General features: G+C 67.9%; 13 protein-coding genes and 1 pseudogene. 2 read left to right on the top strand and 12 right to left on the bottom strand.

What is annotated here, in order from left to right; genetic code table 11:
• The 9 genes and pseudogenes from Q7J26_RS09250 to Q7J26_RS09210 form a co-directional block, all read right to left on the bottom strand.
• Positions 1-1,010: pseudogene (locus Q7J26_RS09250) on the bottom strand (bifunctional uridylyltransferase/uridylyl-removing protein); the annotation flags it as partial.
• Between the two features lie 49 nt (positions 1,011-1,059).
• Positions 1,060-2,892, bottom strand: a complete 1,833-nt coding sequence (typA, locus tag Q7J26_RS09245) for a translational GTPase TypA (RefSeq protein ID WP_304936168.1) — start codon at positions 2,890-2,892, stop codon at positions 1,060-1,062.
• Between the two features lie 126 nt (positions 2,893-3,018).
• Positions 3,019-3,561, bottom strand: a complete 543-nt coding sequence (locus Q7J26_RS09240) for a GNAT family N-acetyltransferase (protein ID WP_304936167.1) — start codon at positions 3,559-3,561, stop codon at positions 3,019-3,021.
• Positions 3,516-3,980 (bottom strand): DUF6265 family protein, encoded by a 465-nt coding sequence (locus Q7J26_RS09235; protein WP_304936166.1) that lies wholly within the window; start codon positions 3,978-3,980, stop codon positions 3,516-3,518. The genes Q7J26_RS09240 and Q7J26_RS09235 overlap by 46 nt, the downstream gene beginning before the upstream one ends.
• Before the next feature lie 63 nt (positions 3,981-4,043).
• Positions 4,044-4,859 (bottom strand): helix-turn-helix domain-containing protein, encoded by an 816-nt coding sequence (locus tag Q7J26_RS09230; RefSeq protein WP_304936165.1) that lies wholly within the window; start codon positions 4,857-4,859, stop codon positions 4,044-4,046.
• Position 4,860: 1 nt separating this feature from the next.
• Positions 4,861-5,295 (bottom strand): DUF1178 family protein, encoded by a 435-nt coding sequence (locus tag Q7J26_RS09225; RefSeq protein ID WP_304936164.1) that lies wholly within the window; start codon positions 5,293-5,295, stop codon positions 4,861-4,863.
• Positions 5,292-6,131: a carbon-nitrogen hydrolase family protein gene (locus tag Q7J26_RS09220; protein WP_304936163.1), complete on the bottom strand. Its 840-nt coding sequence runs from the start codon at positions 6,129-6,131 to the stop codon at positions 5,292-5,294. Before Q7J26_RS09220 ends, Q7J26_RS09225 begins: the two co-directional genes overlap by 4 nt.
• Positions 6,132-6,135: 4 nt before the next feature.
• Positions 6,136-6,393, bottom strand: coding sequence for a glutaredoxin 3 (gene grxC, locus Q7J26_RS09215; RefSeq protein ID WP_304936162.1), 258 nt, complete (start codon positions 6,391-6,393; stop codon positions 6,136-6,138).
• Between the two features lie 64 nt (positions 6,394-6,457).
• Entirely contained in the window at positions 6,458-7,252 is a 795-nt protein-coding gene (locus tag Q7J26_RS09210; protein WP_304936161.1) for a ComF family protein, read from the bottom strand.
• Between Q7J26_RS09210 and Q7J26_RS09205 the strand changes: the two genes are divergently transcribed.
• Positions 7,251-8,144 (top strand): methyltransferase domain-containing protein, encoded by an 894-nt coding sequence (locus tag Q7J26_RS09205; protein WP_304936160.1) that lies wholly within the window; start codon positions 7,251-7,253, stop codon positions 8,142-8,144. The genes Q7J26_RS09210 and Q7J26_RS09205 overlap by 2 nt on opposite strands.
• 17 nt (positions 8,145-8,161) lie before the next feature.
• On the opposite strand, the gene Q7J26_RS09200 is transcribed toward Q7J26_RS09205, so the two are convergent.
• The 3 genes from Q7J26_RS09200 to Q7J26_RS09190 are packed head-to-tail and all read right to left on the bottom strand — an operon-like array spanning position 8,162 to position 10,945.
• Complete coding sequence (locus tag Q7J26_RS09200) at positions 8,162-8,563, bottom strand: (deoxy)nucleoside triphosphate pyrophosphohydrolase (RefSeq protein WP_304936169.1); 402 nt, start codon at positions 8,561-8,563, stop codon at positions 8,162-8,164.
• A gap of 8 nt (positions 8,564-8,571) precedes the next feature.
• A complete protein-coding gene (gene argJ / locus Q7J26_RS09195) occupies positions 8,572-9,978 on the bottom strand; it encodes a bifunctional glutamate N-acetyltransferase/amino-acid acetyltransferase ArgJ (protein ID WP_304936159.1) in 1,407 nt (468 codons plus the stop codon).
• Position 9,979: 1 nt separating this feature from the next.
• Positions 9,980-10,945: a peptidylprolyl isomerase gene (locus Q7J26_RS09190; RefSeq protein WP_304936158.1), complete on the bottom strand. Its 966-nt coding sequence runs from the start codon at positions 10,943-10,945 to the stop codon at positions 9,980-9,982.
• A 246-nt stretch (positions 10,946-11,191) separates the two neighbouring features.
• Here Q7J26_RS09190 and secA point away from each other — a divergent pair.
• Positions 11,192-13,743: preprotein translocase subunit SecA (secA, locus tag Q7J26_RS09185; protein WP_304936157.1), on the top strand; the 2,552-nt coding region annotated here is incomplete at its 3' end.

The raw sequence follows: 13,743 nt of genomic DNA, 5'->3' as shown, positions 1-13,743 counted from the left end.
GCCTCCAGCTTGGCCGACATGGCGCGGGTCAGGGCGCCGACGTCGCGGGCGACCAGGAAATAGCGGCGCATGAACCGTTCCACCGCCGGCTCGTCGCCGCGCCCGCGCCAACCCATCCGCCGGGCCACCTCGGGCTGCATGTCGAAGGTCAGCTTCTCCTCGGCCCGCCCTGCGACCAGATGCAGATGGATCCGCACCCGCCACAGAAAATCGAAGGCCTCGTCCGAGGTGCGGCGTTCCCGCGGGGTGAACATCTCGTCCATCACCGTCGCGCCCAGCCGGCTGTCCGGCGCCAGGGAGCGGGCGATCCAGTACAGGGTGTTCAGGTCGCGCAAGCCGCCCTTGCCGTCCTTGACGTTGGGCTCGACCTTGTAGCGGGTCACGCCCGCCTTCTGGTGACGGACGGCGCGCTCGTCCAGCTTGGCGGCGATGAAGGGGCGGGGATCGGACTTGGCCACCATATCGCGGAACCGGCCGATCATCAGGTCCGACAGGCCGGCGTCCCCCGCCAGGGGCCGGGCCTCCAGCAAGGCGGTGCGCACCGTCATGTCGGTGCGCGACAGGGCCAGACAGTCTTCGACCGACCGCACCGACGGCCCGACCTTCACCCCCAAGTCCCACAGGACATAGAGGACGAATTCGGTCACCGTCCCGCCGCGCGGGGTCGGCTTGCCGGGCCGCAGGAACAGCAGGTCCAGGTCGGAATAGGGCGCCAGCACGCCCCGGCCATAGCCGCCCACCGCCACCAGCGACAGGCGTTCGCACTCGACCGGCGAGACTGGATACAGGGTCTGGGTCGCCACCCGCCACAGTGCGGCCAGCATGTCGTCGGCGGCTGTGGCGTACAGGCGGGCGACCTCGCGCCCGTTCAGCCCGCCGTCCAGCTTGCGTTCGGCGCGGGCGCGGGCGGCGTCGTAACTCTCGCGCAAAACGGACGCGACCGCCGCGCGCGGATCTCCCGCGCGGGCGGCCTCGTCAAGGCGGTCATCCAGACTGGGCGAAAGGGTCATGTCAGCCTTCTATAGGCCGCATCCCCCTTCGCGTCAGTGAACGATCCGATTACTCCGGACGAACGCGCTTCTTGCGGAACGACGGGTTCAGGGTCTGCTTGCGCAGGCGGATGGACTTCGGCGTCACCTCGACCAACTCGTCGTCGTCGATATAGGCGATGGCCTGTTCCAGCGACATCTGGCGCGGCGGGGTCAGGCGCACGGCCTCGTCCTTGCCGGAGGCGCGGACGTTGGTCAGTTGCTTGCCCTTGATCGGGTTGACGTCCAGGTCGTCCCAGCGCGCGTTCTCGCCGATGATCATGCCCTGGTAGGTCTTTTCGCCGGCGCCGACGAACATGACGCCGCGATCTTCCAGGTTCCACAGGGCGAAGGCCGCCGTGTCGCCGTCAGAGTTCGAGATCAGCACGCCCTTCAGACGGCCGGCGATCGCGCCCTTGTATTCTTCGTAGTGGCTGAAGACCCGGTTCAGCACGCCCGAACCGCGCGTGTCGGTCAGGAACTCGCCCTGATAGCCGATCAGCGAGCGCGACGGGCATTTCAGGCTGATGCGGGTCTTGCCGGCGCCGGACGGACCCATGTCGGTCATTTCGGCCTTACGGGCCGACAGCTTCTCGATGACGATGCCCGAGAATTCGTCGTCCACGTCGATCATGACGTCTTCGATGGGCTCCATCTTCTCGCCGTTCGGGCCTTCCTGGAAGACCACGCGCGGACGCGAGATCGAGACCTCGAAGCCTTCGCGGCGCATGTTTTCGATCAGAACGCCCAGCTGCAGTTCGCCACGGCCGGCCACTTCGTAGGCGTCGCCGCCTTCGGTGGTGGTGACGCGGATGGCGACATTGGCTTCGGCTTCCTTCAGCAGACGGTCGCGGATGACGCGCGACTGAACCTTGTCGCCTTCGCGACCGGCCAGGGGGCTGTCGTTGACCGAGACGGTCATGGAGATGGTCGGCGGATCGATGGGTTGAGCGGGAAGCGCGTCGACGACTTCCATGGCGCACAGGGTGTCGGCCACGGTCGCCTTGGACATGCCGGCGATGGCGACGATGTCGCCCGCTTCCGAACCTTCGTCCAGGGCCTGACGCTTCAGGCCGCGGAAGGCCAGAACCTTGGTGATCCGGCCGCGCTCGATTTCCTTGCCTTCACGGTCCAGGGCGTGGATCGCCATGCCGGGAACGGCCTTGCCGCTCTCGATCCGGCCGGTCAGGATCCGGCCCAGGAAGGGGTCGGACTCGATCAGCACGTTCAGCATCTGGAACGGCTTGTCGCGGTTGTCCTGCACCTTGGGCGCAGGGACGTGGTCGACGATCAGGTCGAACAGCGGGGCCAGGTTGTCGTTCGGGACGTTCAGATCCATCGTTGCCCAGCCGTTGCGGCCCGAGGCGTAGATGTGGGGGAAGTCCAGCTGTTCGTCCGTCGCGCCGATGGCGGCGAACAGGTCGAAGGCCTCGTTGTGGACCCGATCGGGATCAGCGTGGGCGCGGTCGACCTTGTTGATGCAGAGGATGGGCTTCAGCCCCATCTTCAGGGCCTTGGTCAGGACGAACTTGGTCTGGGGCATGACGCCCTCTTCGGCGTCCACCAGGATGACGCAGCCGTCCACCATGCCCAGGATGCGTTCGACCTCGCCCCCGAAGTCGGCGTGGCCGGGGGTGTCGATGATGTTGATGCGGGTTTCGCCGGCCTTGCCGTTCCAGAGCACCGAGGTGCACTTGGCCAGAATGGTGATGCCGCGCTCTTTTTCCTGGTCGTTGGAGTCCATGGCGCGCTCGGTCTGCGCCTCGTTGGCTCGGAAGACGCCGGACTGGGCGAGCAGTTGGTCCACCAGGGTCGTCTTACCGTGGTCGACGTGGGCGATGATGGCGACGTTGCGCAGGTTCATTTGATAATCGCGAAAAGGCGCGGCCGGATGCGGGCGGCCGCTGGTCATGAAAAGGCATGCAGGGAGCGCGCGCCTCATACAAGCATGTGGGCCGAAAGACCAGAGCGGGCGTTCAGACGCCTCGGATCAGGCGTCCAGAAGGTCACGCTTCATATAACGGGCGTCACCGCCGTAACTGGCCAATTTGGCGGCCATGTCTGGGGAATCGGCTTCCACAAACCCCTGGCGCGTCCAAAAACCGACGGCGTCGTTGACGGCCACCAGGGCGATGGCGGGCCAGCCGTCCTCGGCCGCCTGGTCCGCCAGCTGCTCGATGATCGCCGTCGTCGCGCCGCCGCCCCGCGCCTGGGGATGCAGGGCCAGGTCGTGCAGATAGATCAGGGCCGGTTCGGCCGGCAGGCCTTCGATCACCGTGTTCAGCGGCGGCGCGCTGTCGGCCCGCCACGGATAGGCGATCAGATAGCCCTTCGCCGGGGCCTCGCCGTCCGCCAGCACGAAACAGCCGCGCGGATACAGGGCCAGCCGGTTCTGAAAACAGGCTCGTTCTTCGAAATGATCGGGAAACGACAGGCGGGCGACCTCGACCACGGCGTCGATGTCGTTCGGCCGCATGGGGCGCCAGGTCAGGCCGGGCAGCGGCTGTTCAGTTCCGTCTTGTGAAATCGCCATTCGACCGTCTTCGTCTCTCCGCCCGCCTCGCCCTCGATACGGGCGTACAGGCTGTCGCCGTCGCGTTCATAGACGATGCGCTTTGGAAAGTCGTCGTCGGCCGCCTGCTGGAAAACGACGCGGTTTGCGCTGGAGGCGATCACGGGGAAGACCGTGACCGGCAGGCCGTCCGGTTGGGCGAAATAGGCGAGAGGGGCGTCAGGCGCGGGTCCGGTCGGCGCGATGCGCGAGAGTTCGAAGCCCACCCGGTCCCCCAGGACCGTCACCGTCATTCCGGTCATCAGCGACAGACGCGGCGCGGTCCAGATTTCGGACACCTCGCGCCCCGGATCGCAGACCCGCCAGGCGCCGGAGATCCACTCCAGGTTCGGGCGCAGATCCGCCTGCAGGGCGGCGGTCATCATCAGGGCGGTCAGCATGTCGGGTCTCCCTCCGTGTCGATGAGGATCGGTAAACCCGCCGGGCGCGTCCGGCTTGTAGGTTTACGACGCGACACGCGCTTGCGAAGCGATGGCGCGGGCCAACGCGTGCTGATCGCGGGCCCAATCTGTCGCGGTGCAACCCAGAAACCGGCGAAAATCGCGCGCCATCTGCGGCTGATCGAAATATCCCGCCTGAAGCCCCGCCTCCAGCCACCCCTCGACATCTTCGCCGGGGCGGGCGGCGTGGTCGAACACCCGCCGAAAGCGGAAGACGGAGCGCAGCAGACGCGGCGACACGCCCACGCGGTCGGCGAAACGCCGTTGAAGCGCGCGCTGTGCGCTGGCGGCCCGAGCCGGAGCTGGAGCCGGCGCTTCCGCCTCGGCCGCAGTGACCTCGGCGCGAACCATGGGATCGATCCGCCAGACCGTTCGGCGTCGCTGGTCCTCCAGCCAGGCGACGAAGACGGCGACCTGGCTGGCGGGATCGCCGGGCGGCGGGGCAAGCCCGGCCAGCCGCTCGACCATGTCCAGCCGCCGATCCGTCGCCGCGCTGAGCGGAAGCCCCAGAAAGTCTCGTGCGCCGTCCGGCTCGAACCGGACGGCGACCAGTTCCGTCGGGCCGGTGGGATGCATGACCAGCGGCCGGGTCATCTGCCCGGCGAACAGGGCCGGGGGCTGCAGGCGAAAGAGACCGTCCTCGCCCTGTTCGGCATAGGGGGCGCCGATGTCGAAGACCAGTTCGGGACAACCGTCCGGGGCGATGCGCTGAATCGTTGGCGACGGGTCCGGCGCCGCATAGGTCCAGACCGTGCGGACGAAGGGGCGAAGCGCGGGCGGCGGCGCGAACTCCTGATACTGTTCCTCCCCCGAGGCCACGTCAGTTCACCTTGGACGGATCCGGCGGGGCGTCGGGCAGGGCCGAGACGGGGACGCCGTCTTCCTTCAGCTTCTTGACCTCGGCGGGGGTGGCTTCGCCGTAGATTTCGCGCTTTTCGGACTTGCCTTCGTGGATGTCGCGGGCTTCGCGTGCGAAGGCGTCGCCGACATAGTCGAAATTGGCCTCGACATGGGCGCGGACTTCACGGGCGGCGGCCAGCATGACCGTCTGCATCCTGGCGGCCATGTCCGAGGCCGGCTCGGCCTGGCGCGCCCCGCCGACGGCGGGGGCCATGACGGCCTTCTCGACCGTATGCGAGCCGCAGAACGGACATTCGACCAGGCCGCGCGCCGCCTGGTCGTCATAGTCGGAGGACGAGCCGAACCAGGCTTCGAACCCGTGGGTCTGGTCGCATTTCAGGGCGTAACGGATCATTGTACGGGCTGGAAGTCGCGGTCATGGGTCAGGGCGGGCACCGCCGCGCGGGCCTTGGCCACCGCCTCCATGTCCAGTTTCGCCGTCAGGATGCAAGGGTCGTCGTGGTCCGCCTGGGCCAGGATCTCGCCCCAGGGTCCGACCACGGTGGAGCGTCCCCAGGTGCGGCGCCCGTCCTCATGCAGGCCGCCCTGGGCCGGGGCCAGGACGAAAGCGCCGGTCTCAATGGCGCGGGCGCGCAACAGGGTCTCCCAGTGCGCCTGGCCCGTCGGCGCCGTGAAGGCGGCCGGAATCGCGATCATCGCCGCCCCGGCCTTGGCCAGGTGGCGATACAGATGGGGAAAGCGGATGTCGTAGCAGATGCTCAGGCCCAGCCGGCCCCAGGGGGTGTCGGCCACCGCCGCCGCATGGCCGGGCCGCACCGTCGCGCTTTCGCGGTAGCGCTCGCCGTTCGGCAAATCGACGTCGAAGACGTGCAGCTTGTCATAGCGGGCGACGATCCCGCCCGCCGCGTCGATCAGCAGCGATCGGTTAGCCGCGCGGCCGTCTCCGGCCTGGCCTGACCGAACGATGGCCGAACCGATCAGCAGCCAGACCCCCAGTTCCGCCGCGAGCCGGCGCAGGCCCAGGACGACGAGGTCCTCTTCCTCGTCGGTGACGACGACGTCCCGGCGGTCCCGCCGCTGTTCGAGGAAGTTTGTCCCCTCGGGCGTCAGGATGAATTTCGCCCCGCCGGCCGCCGCCTCGCGGATCAGGGGCTCGACATGGGCCAAGGCCGCCTGCGCCGTCGCCGGCGTGCGGGTCTGGATCAGGGCGATGTCGAGCCCGCCGCTCACGGGATCAGGCCGCCAGAAGCGCGTCGAGCTTGCCCTCGCGGTCCAGGGCGTGAATGTCGTCGGACCCGCCGACATGGTTCCCGGCGATGAAGATCTGCGGGAAGGTCATGCGGCCACCCGACTTCTCGACCATCTCGGCCTTCTTGGCCGGGTCGTTGGAAGCGACGATCTCGGTGTAGTCGGCGCCCTTCTTCTTCAGCAGCGCCATGGCGCTGTAGCAATAGGGGCAACCGGGCTTGGTGTAGATGACGACGTCGGCCAATTCGGATCTCCAGAAATGATGCGCCCAAGGGCTTTCGGACGGCCCAGCCGCCCGTATTTGAGCTCTACATAGTCAGTTCACGGGCGTTTCGCACCCTGGCGATGACGGCGAGATCCACCGCCCTGGCCCCGGCGTCGATCAGGGCGCGGGCGCAGGCCTCGCCGGTCGCGCCCGTGGTCAACACGTCGTCGATCAGAAGGATGCGCCGCCCCTTGATCCGTCGTCGGCCGATCTCGCTGACGACGAAAGCCTTTTTGACGTTCAGCCGCCGGCCGCGTCGGCTCTTGCCGCCCTGGCTGGTCGTGTGGGTCGTGCGGATCAGGGCGTCGGGCAGGTAGTCCAGCCGGGCGTGGCCGGCCAGGGGCCTGGCGATCTCCGCCGCCTGGTTGAACCGCCGCGACAACAGGCGAAACCGGTGCAGCGGCACGGGCATGACGGCGTCAGCCTCCTGGATCAGATCGGCGGCCGCCCGGCCGATCCAGCGCGCGAACAGGGGGGCGAACTGCTGCTGGTCGCCGTGTTTGTAGCGCAGGATCAGACCCCGCGAATGGTCGTCATAGACACAGGCCGCCCTGGCTCGCGCGAAGACATAAGGCTGGGCGATACAGGCGGCGCAGCGGGTTTCGGCAAAGGCGCCGCCGTCGAACTCAAAGGCCGCGCCGCAGCCGTCGCACACCGGCGCCTCGAGGAATTGGATCCGGCTCCAGGCGTCCGGCGTCAGGCCGGCGGCCGCCGTCGCCTCGCGGCTGTCGTGGGCCAGGGGCGGCAGGACCAGATCCGCCAATCCTCGTCCCGCATCGCGCAACTGACGCCCCGCCCCTTCCCAGGCGCGACGCCAGCCCCCATCCTGCATCATCATGACCGCCTCCCCCGAAGCTCCGCCCCGCATTTTCGACGCCAGCCGGCGAGAGGCCCGTCTGGCCCGCGCCGCCCATCGACTGGGCCAGGCCGACTTCCTGCACGTCCGGGCGGCCGAGAACGCAGCGGGCAGCCTGGAGGCCATCCTGCGCGAGTTTCCGGTCGCCGTCGATCTCTCGGCCCATTCCGGCCCCTTCGCCCAGGCCCTTGCGGCCAGCGACGCCGCCGGGCGGGTGGGCGCCGTCGCTGCCCCGACCTCGCGCGCCGAACGCGCCGCGCCGGGCGCCGCCGCCCTGCCGCTGGACGAGGGTTCGACAGATCTGATCGTCTCCCTGCTCAGCCTGCACTGGGCCAACGACCTGCCCGGCGCCCTGGCCCAGATCCGCAAAGCCCTGAAGCCGGACGGCCTGTTCATCGGCACCCTCTTCGGGGCGGGGACTTTGAAGGAGTTGCGGTCTGTCCTGACCGAGGCGGAACTGGCCGAGCGCGGGGGCGCCCAGGCGCGGGTCTCGCCCTTCGCCGACGGCTATGACGGGGCGGCCCTGTTGCAGCGCGCCGGCTTCGCCCTGCCGGTCTCGGACGTGGACCGGTTCACCGTCCGCTATCCCGACCTGTTCGCCCTGATCCGCGACCTGCGCGCCATGGGAGAAACCAATGTGCTGGACGGCTCGATCCGGCCGCTGAGCCGCGCGGTGATCGCCCGCGCCGCGCGGCTTTACGCCGAACGCCACGGCGACGCCGACGGCCGCATCCCCGCCACCTTCGAGATCATCCATCTGGCTGGCTGGAAACCGCACGAAAGCCAGCAGAAGCCGCTGGCGCGCGGCTCCGCCAAGGTGCGGCTGGCCGATGCGTTGGGCGTGAAGGAGATGACCGGCGACGAGATCGACTGACGCCGGATCGGCGAGGCTCAGAGCAGGTCGCGCAACCAGGCGACCAGGGGCTCGTCGGCGGGCGGCATCGGATAGTCCGAAAGCTGGCTCGGCTTCACCCAGGCCAGGGCGTCATGTTCATGCGAAACCACCACCCCGTCCCAGCGCCGGCAAAGATACAGCGGCATCAGCAGATGAAAGGTCTCGTAAGCGTGGCTGGCGAAGACGAAGGGCGCCAGACAGGTCTCGCTGACCTCTATGCCCAGTTCCTCGCGCAGTTCGCGGATCAGGGCCGCTTCCGGCCGTTCGCCGGGCTCGACCTTGCCGCCGGGAAACTCCCACAGACCGGCCAGCGCCTTGCCTTGCGGTCGTTTGGCGATCAGCACCCGCCCGTCCACATCGATCAGGGCGACGGCGACGACGAGGACGGTTGGGAGCAGCTTATCTGTCACGAACGATAATCGCCGTTGATCTCGATATAGCCCTTGGTCAGGTCGCAGGTCCAAACCGTGGCCGAGGCCCGGCCGGCGCCGACATCGACGGTGATGTCGATCTCCGGGTTCTTCATATAGGCGGTCATCTTGGCCTCGTCGTAGGTCGGGGACGGGGCGCCGTCGACGGCGGCTTGGTGCGGACCGAATTTGATCGCCAGTCGGTCGCGATCCACCGGTTCCTCGGTCTTGCCCACGGCCATGACCACCCGGCCCCAGTTGGCGTCCTGGCCGGCGATGGCGGTCTTGACCAGGGGGCTGTCGGCGATGGACTTGGCCAGCTTGCGGGCCGAGGCAGGACTGGCGGCGCCGTCCACCGTCACCTTGACGAACTTGGTCGCACCCTCGCCGTCGCGCACCAGCTGGTGCGCCAGATCCAGCATCACCTTGTCCAGCGCCGCCGAGAAGCTCTTCAGGCGGCGGTCGCCGACCCGGCCGATCCGCGGCGCGCCCGAGGTTCCGGTGGCGAACAGCAGGGCGGTGTCATTGGTCGAGGTGTCGCCGTCCACCGTCACGCTATTGAAGGTGGTGCGGACGTGCAGGCCCAGCAGGGCCTGAAGTACGTTCGGATGGATGTCGGCGTCGGTGACGATGAAGGCCAGCATGGTCGCCATGTCCGGCGCGATCATGCCCGATCCCTTGGCGATCCCGGCGATCCGGACCTTGTAGCCCTCGATCTCGGCCTCGGCGTAGGAGCCCTTGGGGAAGGTGTCCGTGGTCATGATGCCGCGCCCGGCCCGCGCCCATTGTTCGGACGGGTGGATGTCGGCGTCCAGGCGGCCTTCGATGTCGGGCAGTTTGGAGACGATCTTCTTGTCGTCCAGCACCACGCCGATGACCCCGGTCGAGGCCAGCATGACGTCGCGCTGGCGGCAACCGAACCGTTTGGCGACCTCCGAGGCGGTGCGGCGGGCGGCGTCGGCCCCGGCCTTGCCGGTGAAGGCGTTGGCGCAGCCGGCGTTGACCACCAGGGCGCGCACGTCCTTGCCGCCGTCCGCCCCGCCCAGCGCCTTCTTGCACCAGTCGACCGGGGCCGAGCCGATCTTGTGGCGGGTGAAGACCCCGGCGCAGCTGGTGCCCCGCGCGAACCGGAACACCACCAGGTCGTCACGCTCGTGCTTGTAGAAGCCGGCCCGTGCGGTGGCGATCTCGACCCCGCCGATGGGGGGGATGGTGGGGAAGGGCACGGCCAAGGGCGAGACGGCCAGGCCCGGCTTCCCGGCGGCCGCAGACGGCGCAGCGGCGGGGGCTGCGGCGGGTTCGGCCGGGCGGGTGGCGCGTTTCAGGGCCGTGGCGAACGGATCCAGGGCTTTTTCGAACGCCTGTTCGATCTTCTGGCCGGTGGTCGAGGGGGGCTTGTTCATGTCAGGCGGCCGGTACGGAGGCGGAAGTCGGGGATGGGGCGTCGGCGGGCGAGGGAGTGTTGGGGGCGGCGGTCGGCGGGGCCGAGGCCGGCTCCTCGTCCCGCCCGGCGGTTTCGCCCGACAGCAGGACATCGACCTTGGCCTTGCCGCGCAACTGCTCCAGCAATTGCCGCACGCCCTCATAGGTCAGGTAGCGGACGATCTGGGGCCGGGCCTGTTCCAGGGTCGGCGGGCTTTCCTTGCGTCGGTCCTCGACCCGCAGCACGGCCCAGCCGCCTTCGGTCTGGAACGGACCGACGGTGGACCCCGCCGGCCGGTCGCGCAGGGCGCCGGCATAGGCCTGAGGCATGACGTCCAGGGTCGAATAGCCCAGATCGCCGCCCGAAAACCGCGTCGCCTCGTCTACAGACCGCTCCATGGCCACGGCTTCGAAACTGGCGCCCTGGCCCAGAATGCCGATGACCGCCTCGGCTTCCGGCTTGGTGCGCGACAGGATCAGGCGAACGCGGATTTCCTCCGACGTCTTCGCCAGGCGCAGCTGTTCATTGTACAGGGTCTGGACGGCCTCGTCGGAAATGGCGCCGTTGACGACGCTCTCGACCAGCATGTCGCCCAGAATTCTTTCGCGTGTGGCCTCCAGGCGCCGCTGGGCCAGGGGCGAGGCGTCCAGGCGACGGCGCTCGGCCTCACGGGCTAGCAATTTTTGATCGATCACCTCGTCCAGGACGCGGCGGAACAGGTCAGACGTCACGTCCAGCGGTTCGCCCTCGCCCACCAGACCCTGGGCCACCGCCTCGCGCTTGACGTCCGAGGCCCAGACGGTCTCGTCCTGGACCTTGGCCACCGCGCGGTCGCCGGGCTCCGGCGCCTGATCGCTCCCGCCGCCGCGCGAACAGGCGGACACCGTCAGCACCGCGGCCAGAACCACGATGGAAAACAGGCCTGAAACTCGCGGAAAAGGGGTCAAGAGGGCGCTCCGTCGAAGGCGGCCGAAAGCCCCTCGCGTTGACAGGGGTTAGGCCGGTGCTTAAGTCCCGCCTGCGCCCAAGTCGAGGGGTTTTGATCGTCTGCGCGGCCCTTCGCGCGCGCCTACTGCGGCGCACCGGGGTCGCCACCGGTTCGGGCCCCTCTCGCGGCGTCCGTACCGCCGCCCTTCATCGGGATTTCCAGAGCCGCTCAGCTCGCAGACGCTCGACCGCTTACCGGATCCAATATGCTCGGCTTCGCCAAGAAACTTTTCGGCTCTTCCAACGACCGCAAGGTCAAGGCCTTCCAGGACCACGCCCAGCGCATCAATGCGCTGGAGCCCAAGTTCGCCGCCCTGTCCGACGACGAGCTGCGGATGATGACCGACGCCTTCCGCGACCGGGTGGCCAACGGCGAGGCGCTGGACAAGATCCTGCCCGAGGCCTTCGCCGTGGTGCGTGAGGCGTCCAAGCGGGTGCTGGGCCAGCGTCAGTATGACGTCCAGCTGGCCGGCGGCATGATCCTGCACGAAGGCGGCATCGCCGAGATGCGGACCGGCGAGGGCAAGACCCTGGTCGCGGTGGCCCCGGTCTATCTGATCGCCCTGGCCGGCAAGGGCGTCCACGTCATCACCGTCAACGACTATCTGGCCCGACGCGACGCCGAGACCATGGGCAAGGTCTATCGCTTCCTGGGTCTTGAGGTCGGGGTCATCGTCAACGGCCTGTCCCAGGGCCAGCGCCAGGCGGCCTACAACGCCGACGTCACCTACGGCACCAACAACGAGTTCGGCTTCGACTATCTGCGCGACAATCTGGTCTATGACCGGCGCGAGATGGTGCAGCGTCCGCACAATTTCGCCATCGTCGATGAAGTCGACTCCATCCTGATCGACGAGGCGCGCACGCCCCTGATCATCTCGGGCCCGACCGAGGACCGATCGGACCTGTACAAGATCCTGGACGGCCTGATCAAAGACCTGATCAAGGACAAGGACACCTTCGAGCTCGACGAGAAGCAAAAACAGGTCCTGCTGACCGAACTGGGCTCGGAACGGATCGAAGAGGCGCTGGAAGCGGGCGGCTATTTCGCCGCCGACACCACCGGCCTGTACGACGCCGCCAACATCAGCCTGGTCCACCACTCGAACCAGGCCCTGCGCGCCAACACCCTGTATCAGCGCGACAAGGACTATATCATCAAGGGCGGCGAGATCGTCCTGATCGACGAATTCACCGGTCGGATGATGACCGGCCGCCGCCTGTCCGAAGGCCTGCACCAGGCCATCGAGGCCAAGGAAGACGTCAAGATTCAACCCGAGAACCAGACCCTGGCCTCGGTGACGATCCAGAACTACTTCCGCCTGTACGAGAAGCTGTCGGGCATGACCGGCACGGCGGCGACGGAAGCGCAAGAGTTCGGCGACATCTACAAGATGGACGTGCTGGAGGTGCCGACCAACCGGCCGATCCAGCGCAAGGACTATGACGACGAAGTCTATCGGACCCACGCCGAGAAGAACCAGGCCATCGCCAAACAGATCGCCGAATGCCACCTGGCGGGTCAGCCCATCCTGGTCGGCACGGTCTCGATCGAGCGTTCCGAGCAACTGTCGGAGCTGCTAAAGAGCTTCGAATACAAGGTCGAGGTTTCGCGCAAGCTGAAGCCCCAGTACGAGGGCAAGGCCAAGGAAGCCGAGAAGATCGGCGACGCCGCCTATGACATCACCTACGAAACCAAGCTGCGCGGCATCCCGCACTCGGTCCTGAACGCCCGCCAGCACGAGCAGGAGGCCTATATCGTCGCCGACGCCGGTCTGCCGGGCGTCGTGACCATCGCCACCAACATGGCCGGCCGCGGCACCGACATTCAGCTCGGGGGCAACCTCGAGATGAAGATGCAGAAGTGGCTGCTGGAACAGCGCAACATGGCCGTCGAGGTCACCCCCGAGATGGAGAAGGCGCAGGAGGCCCAGTTCAAGGCCGACATCGCCGTTCAGAAGAAGATCGCCCTGGACGCCGGCGGCCTGTTCGTTCTGGGCACCGAACGCCACGAGAGCCGCCGGATCGACAACCAGCTGCGCGGCCGTACCGGCCGTCAGGGCGACCCCGGCACCTCGAAATTCTACCTGTCCTGCGAGGACGACCTGCTGCGCATCTTCGCCGGCGACCGTCTCGACTCGATCATGAAGACCTTCGGCGTGGCCGAGGGCGAGGCCATCACCCACCCCTGGCTGAACCGCGCCATCGAGACCGCCCAGAAGCGGGTCGAGACTCGCAACTACGACATCCGCAAGAACCTGCTGAAATACGACGACGTCGTGAACGACCAGCGCAAGGCCGTGTTCGAGCAGCGCCAGGAGTTCATGGACTCCGAGGATCTGTCGGAACTGGTCGGCGACTTCCGCCGCGACGTGGTGTCCGACCTGGTCGAACGCTACATGCCGCCCAAGGCCTATGCCGAACAGTGGGACATCGACGGCCTGGACGAGAAGGTCCGCTCGACCCTGGGCCTGGAACTGCCGCTGCACGACTGGGCCGCCGAGGAAGGCGTGTCGAACGAGGAGATCGAGGAGCGGCTGCTGGCCGCCGCCGACGCCCGCGCCGCCGAACGTCTGGAACAGATCGGCGCCGCCCAGACGCGTGGTCTCGAAAAGCAGTTCATGCTTCAGATGATCGACATGCAATGGCGCGAGCATCTGGTCCATCTGGACCATCTGCGCGGCGTGATCGGCCTGCGCGGCTACGGCCAGCGCGATCCGCTGATCGAGTACAAGACCGAGGCCTTCGCCCTGTTCGA

Origin of the sequence: Brevundimonas sp., assembly GCF_030656255.1 — a bacterium.
Taxonomy (GTDB): domain Bacteria; phylum Pseudomonadota; class Alphaproteobacteria; order Caulobacterales; family Caulobacteraceae; genus Brevundimonas.
Note: the sequence above shows the minus strand (reverse complement) of the source record. Positions and strands in the feature narration are given on the sequence as shown.

Bases quoted from the DNA above. Each gene is read 5' to 3' on its own strand.
- typA (WP_304936168.1), bottom strand. From the start codon at position 2,892: ATGAACCTGCGCAACGTCGCCATCATCGCCCACGTCGACCACGGTAAG.
- Q7J26_RS09240 (WP_304936167.1), bottom strand. From the start codon at position 3,561: ATGGCGATTTCACAAGACGGAACTGAACAGCCGCTGCCCGGCCTGACC.
- Q7J26_RS09235 (WP_304936166.1), bottom strand. From the start codon at position 3,980: ATGCTGACCGCCCTGATGATGACCGCCGCCCTGCAGGCGGATCTGCGC.
- Q7J26_RS09225 (WP_304936164.1), bottom strand. From the start codon at position 5,295: ATGATCCGTTACGCCCTGAAATGCGACCAGACCCACGGGTTCGAAGCC.
- Q7J26_RS09205 (WP_304936160.1), top strand. From the start codon at position 7,251: ATGACCGCCTCCCCCGAAGCTCCGCCCCGCATTTTCGACGCCAGCCGG.
- Q7J26_RS09210 (WP_304936161.1), bottom strand. From the start codon at position 7,252: ATGATGATGCAGGATGGGGGCTGGCGTCGCGCCTGGGAAGGGGCGGGG.
- argJ (WP_304936159.1), bottom strand. From the start codon at position 9,978: ATGAACAAGCCCCCCTCGACCACCGGCCAGAAGATCGAACAGGCGTTC.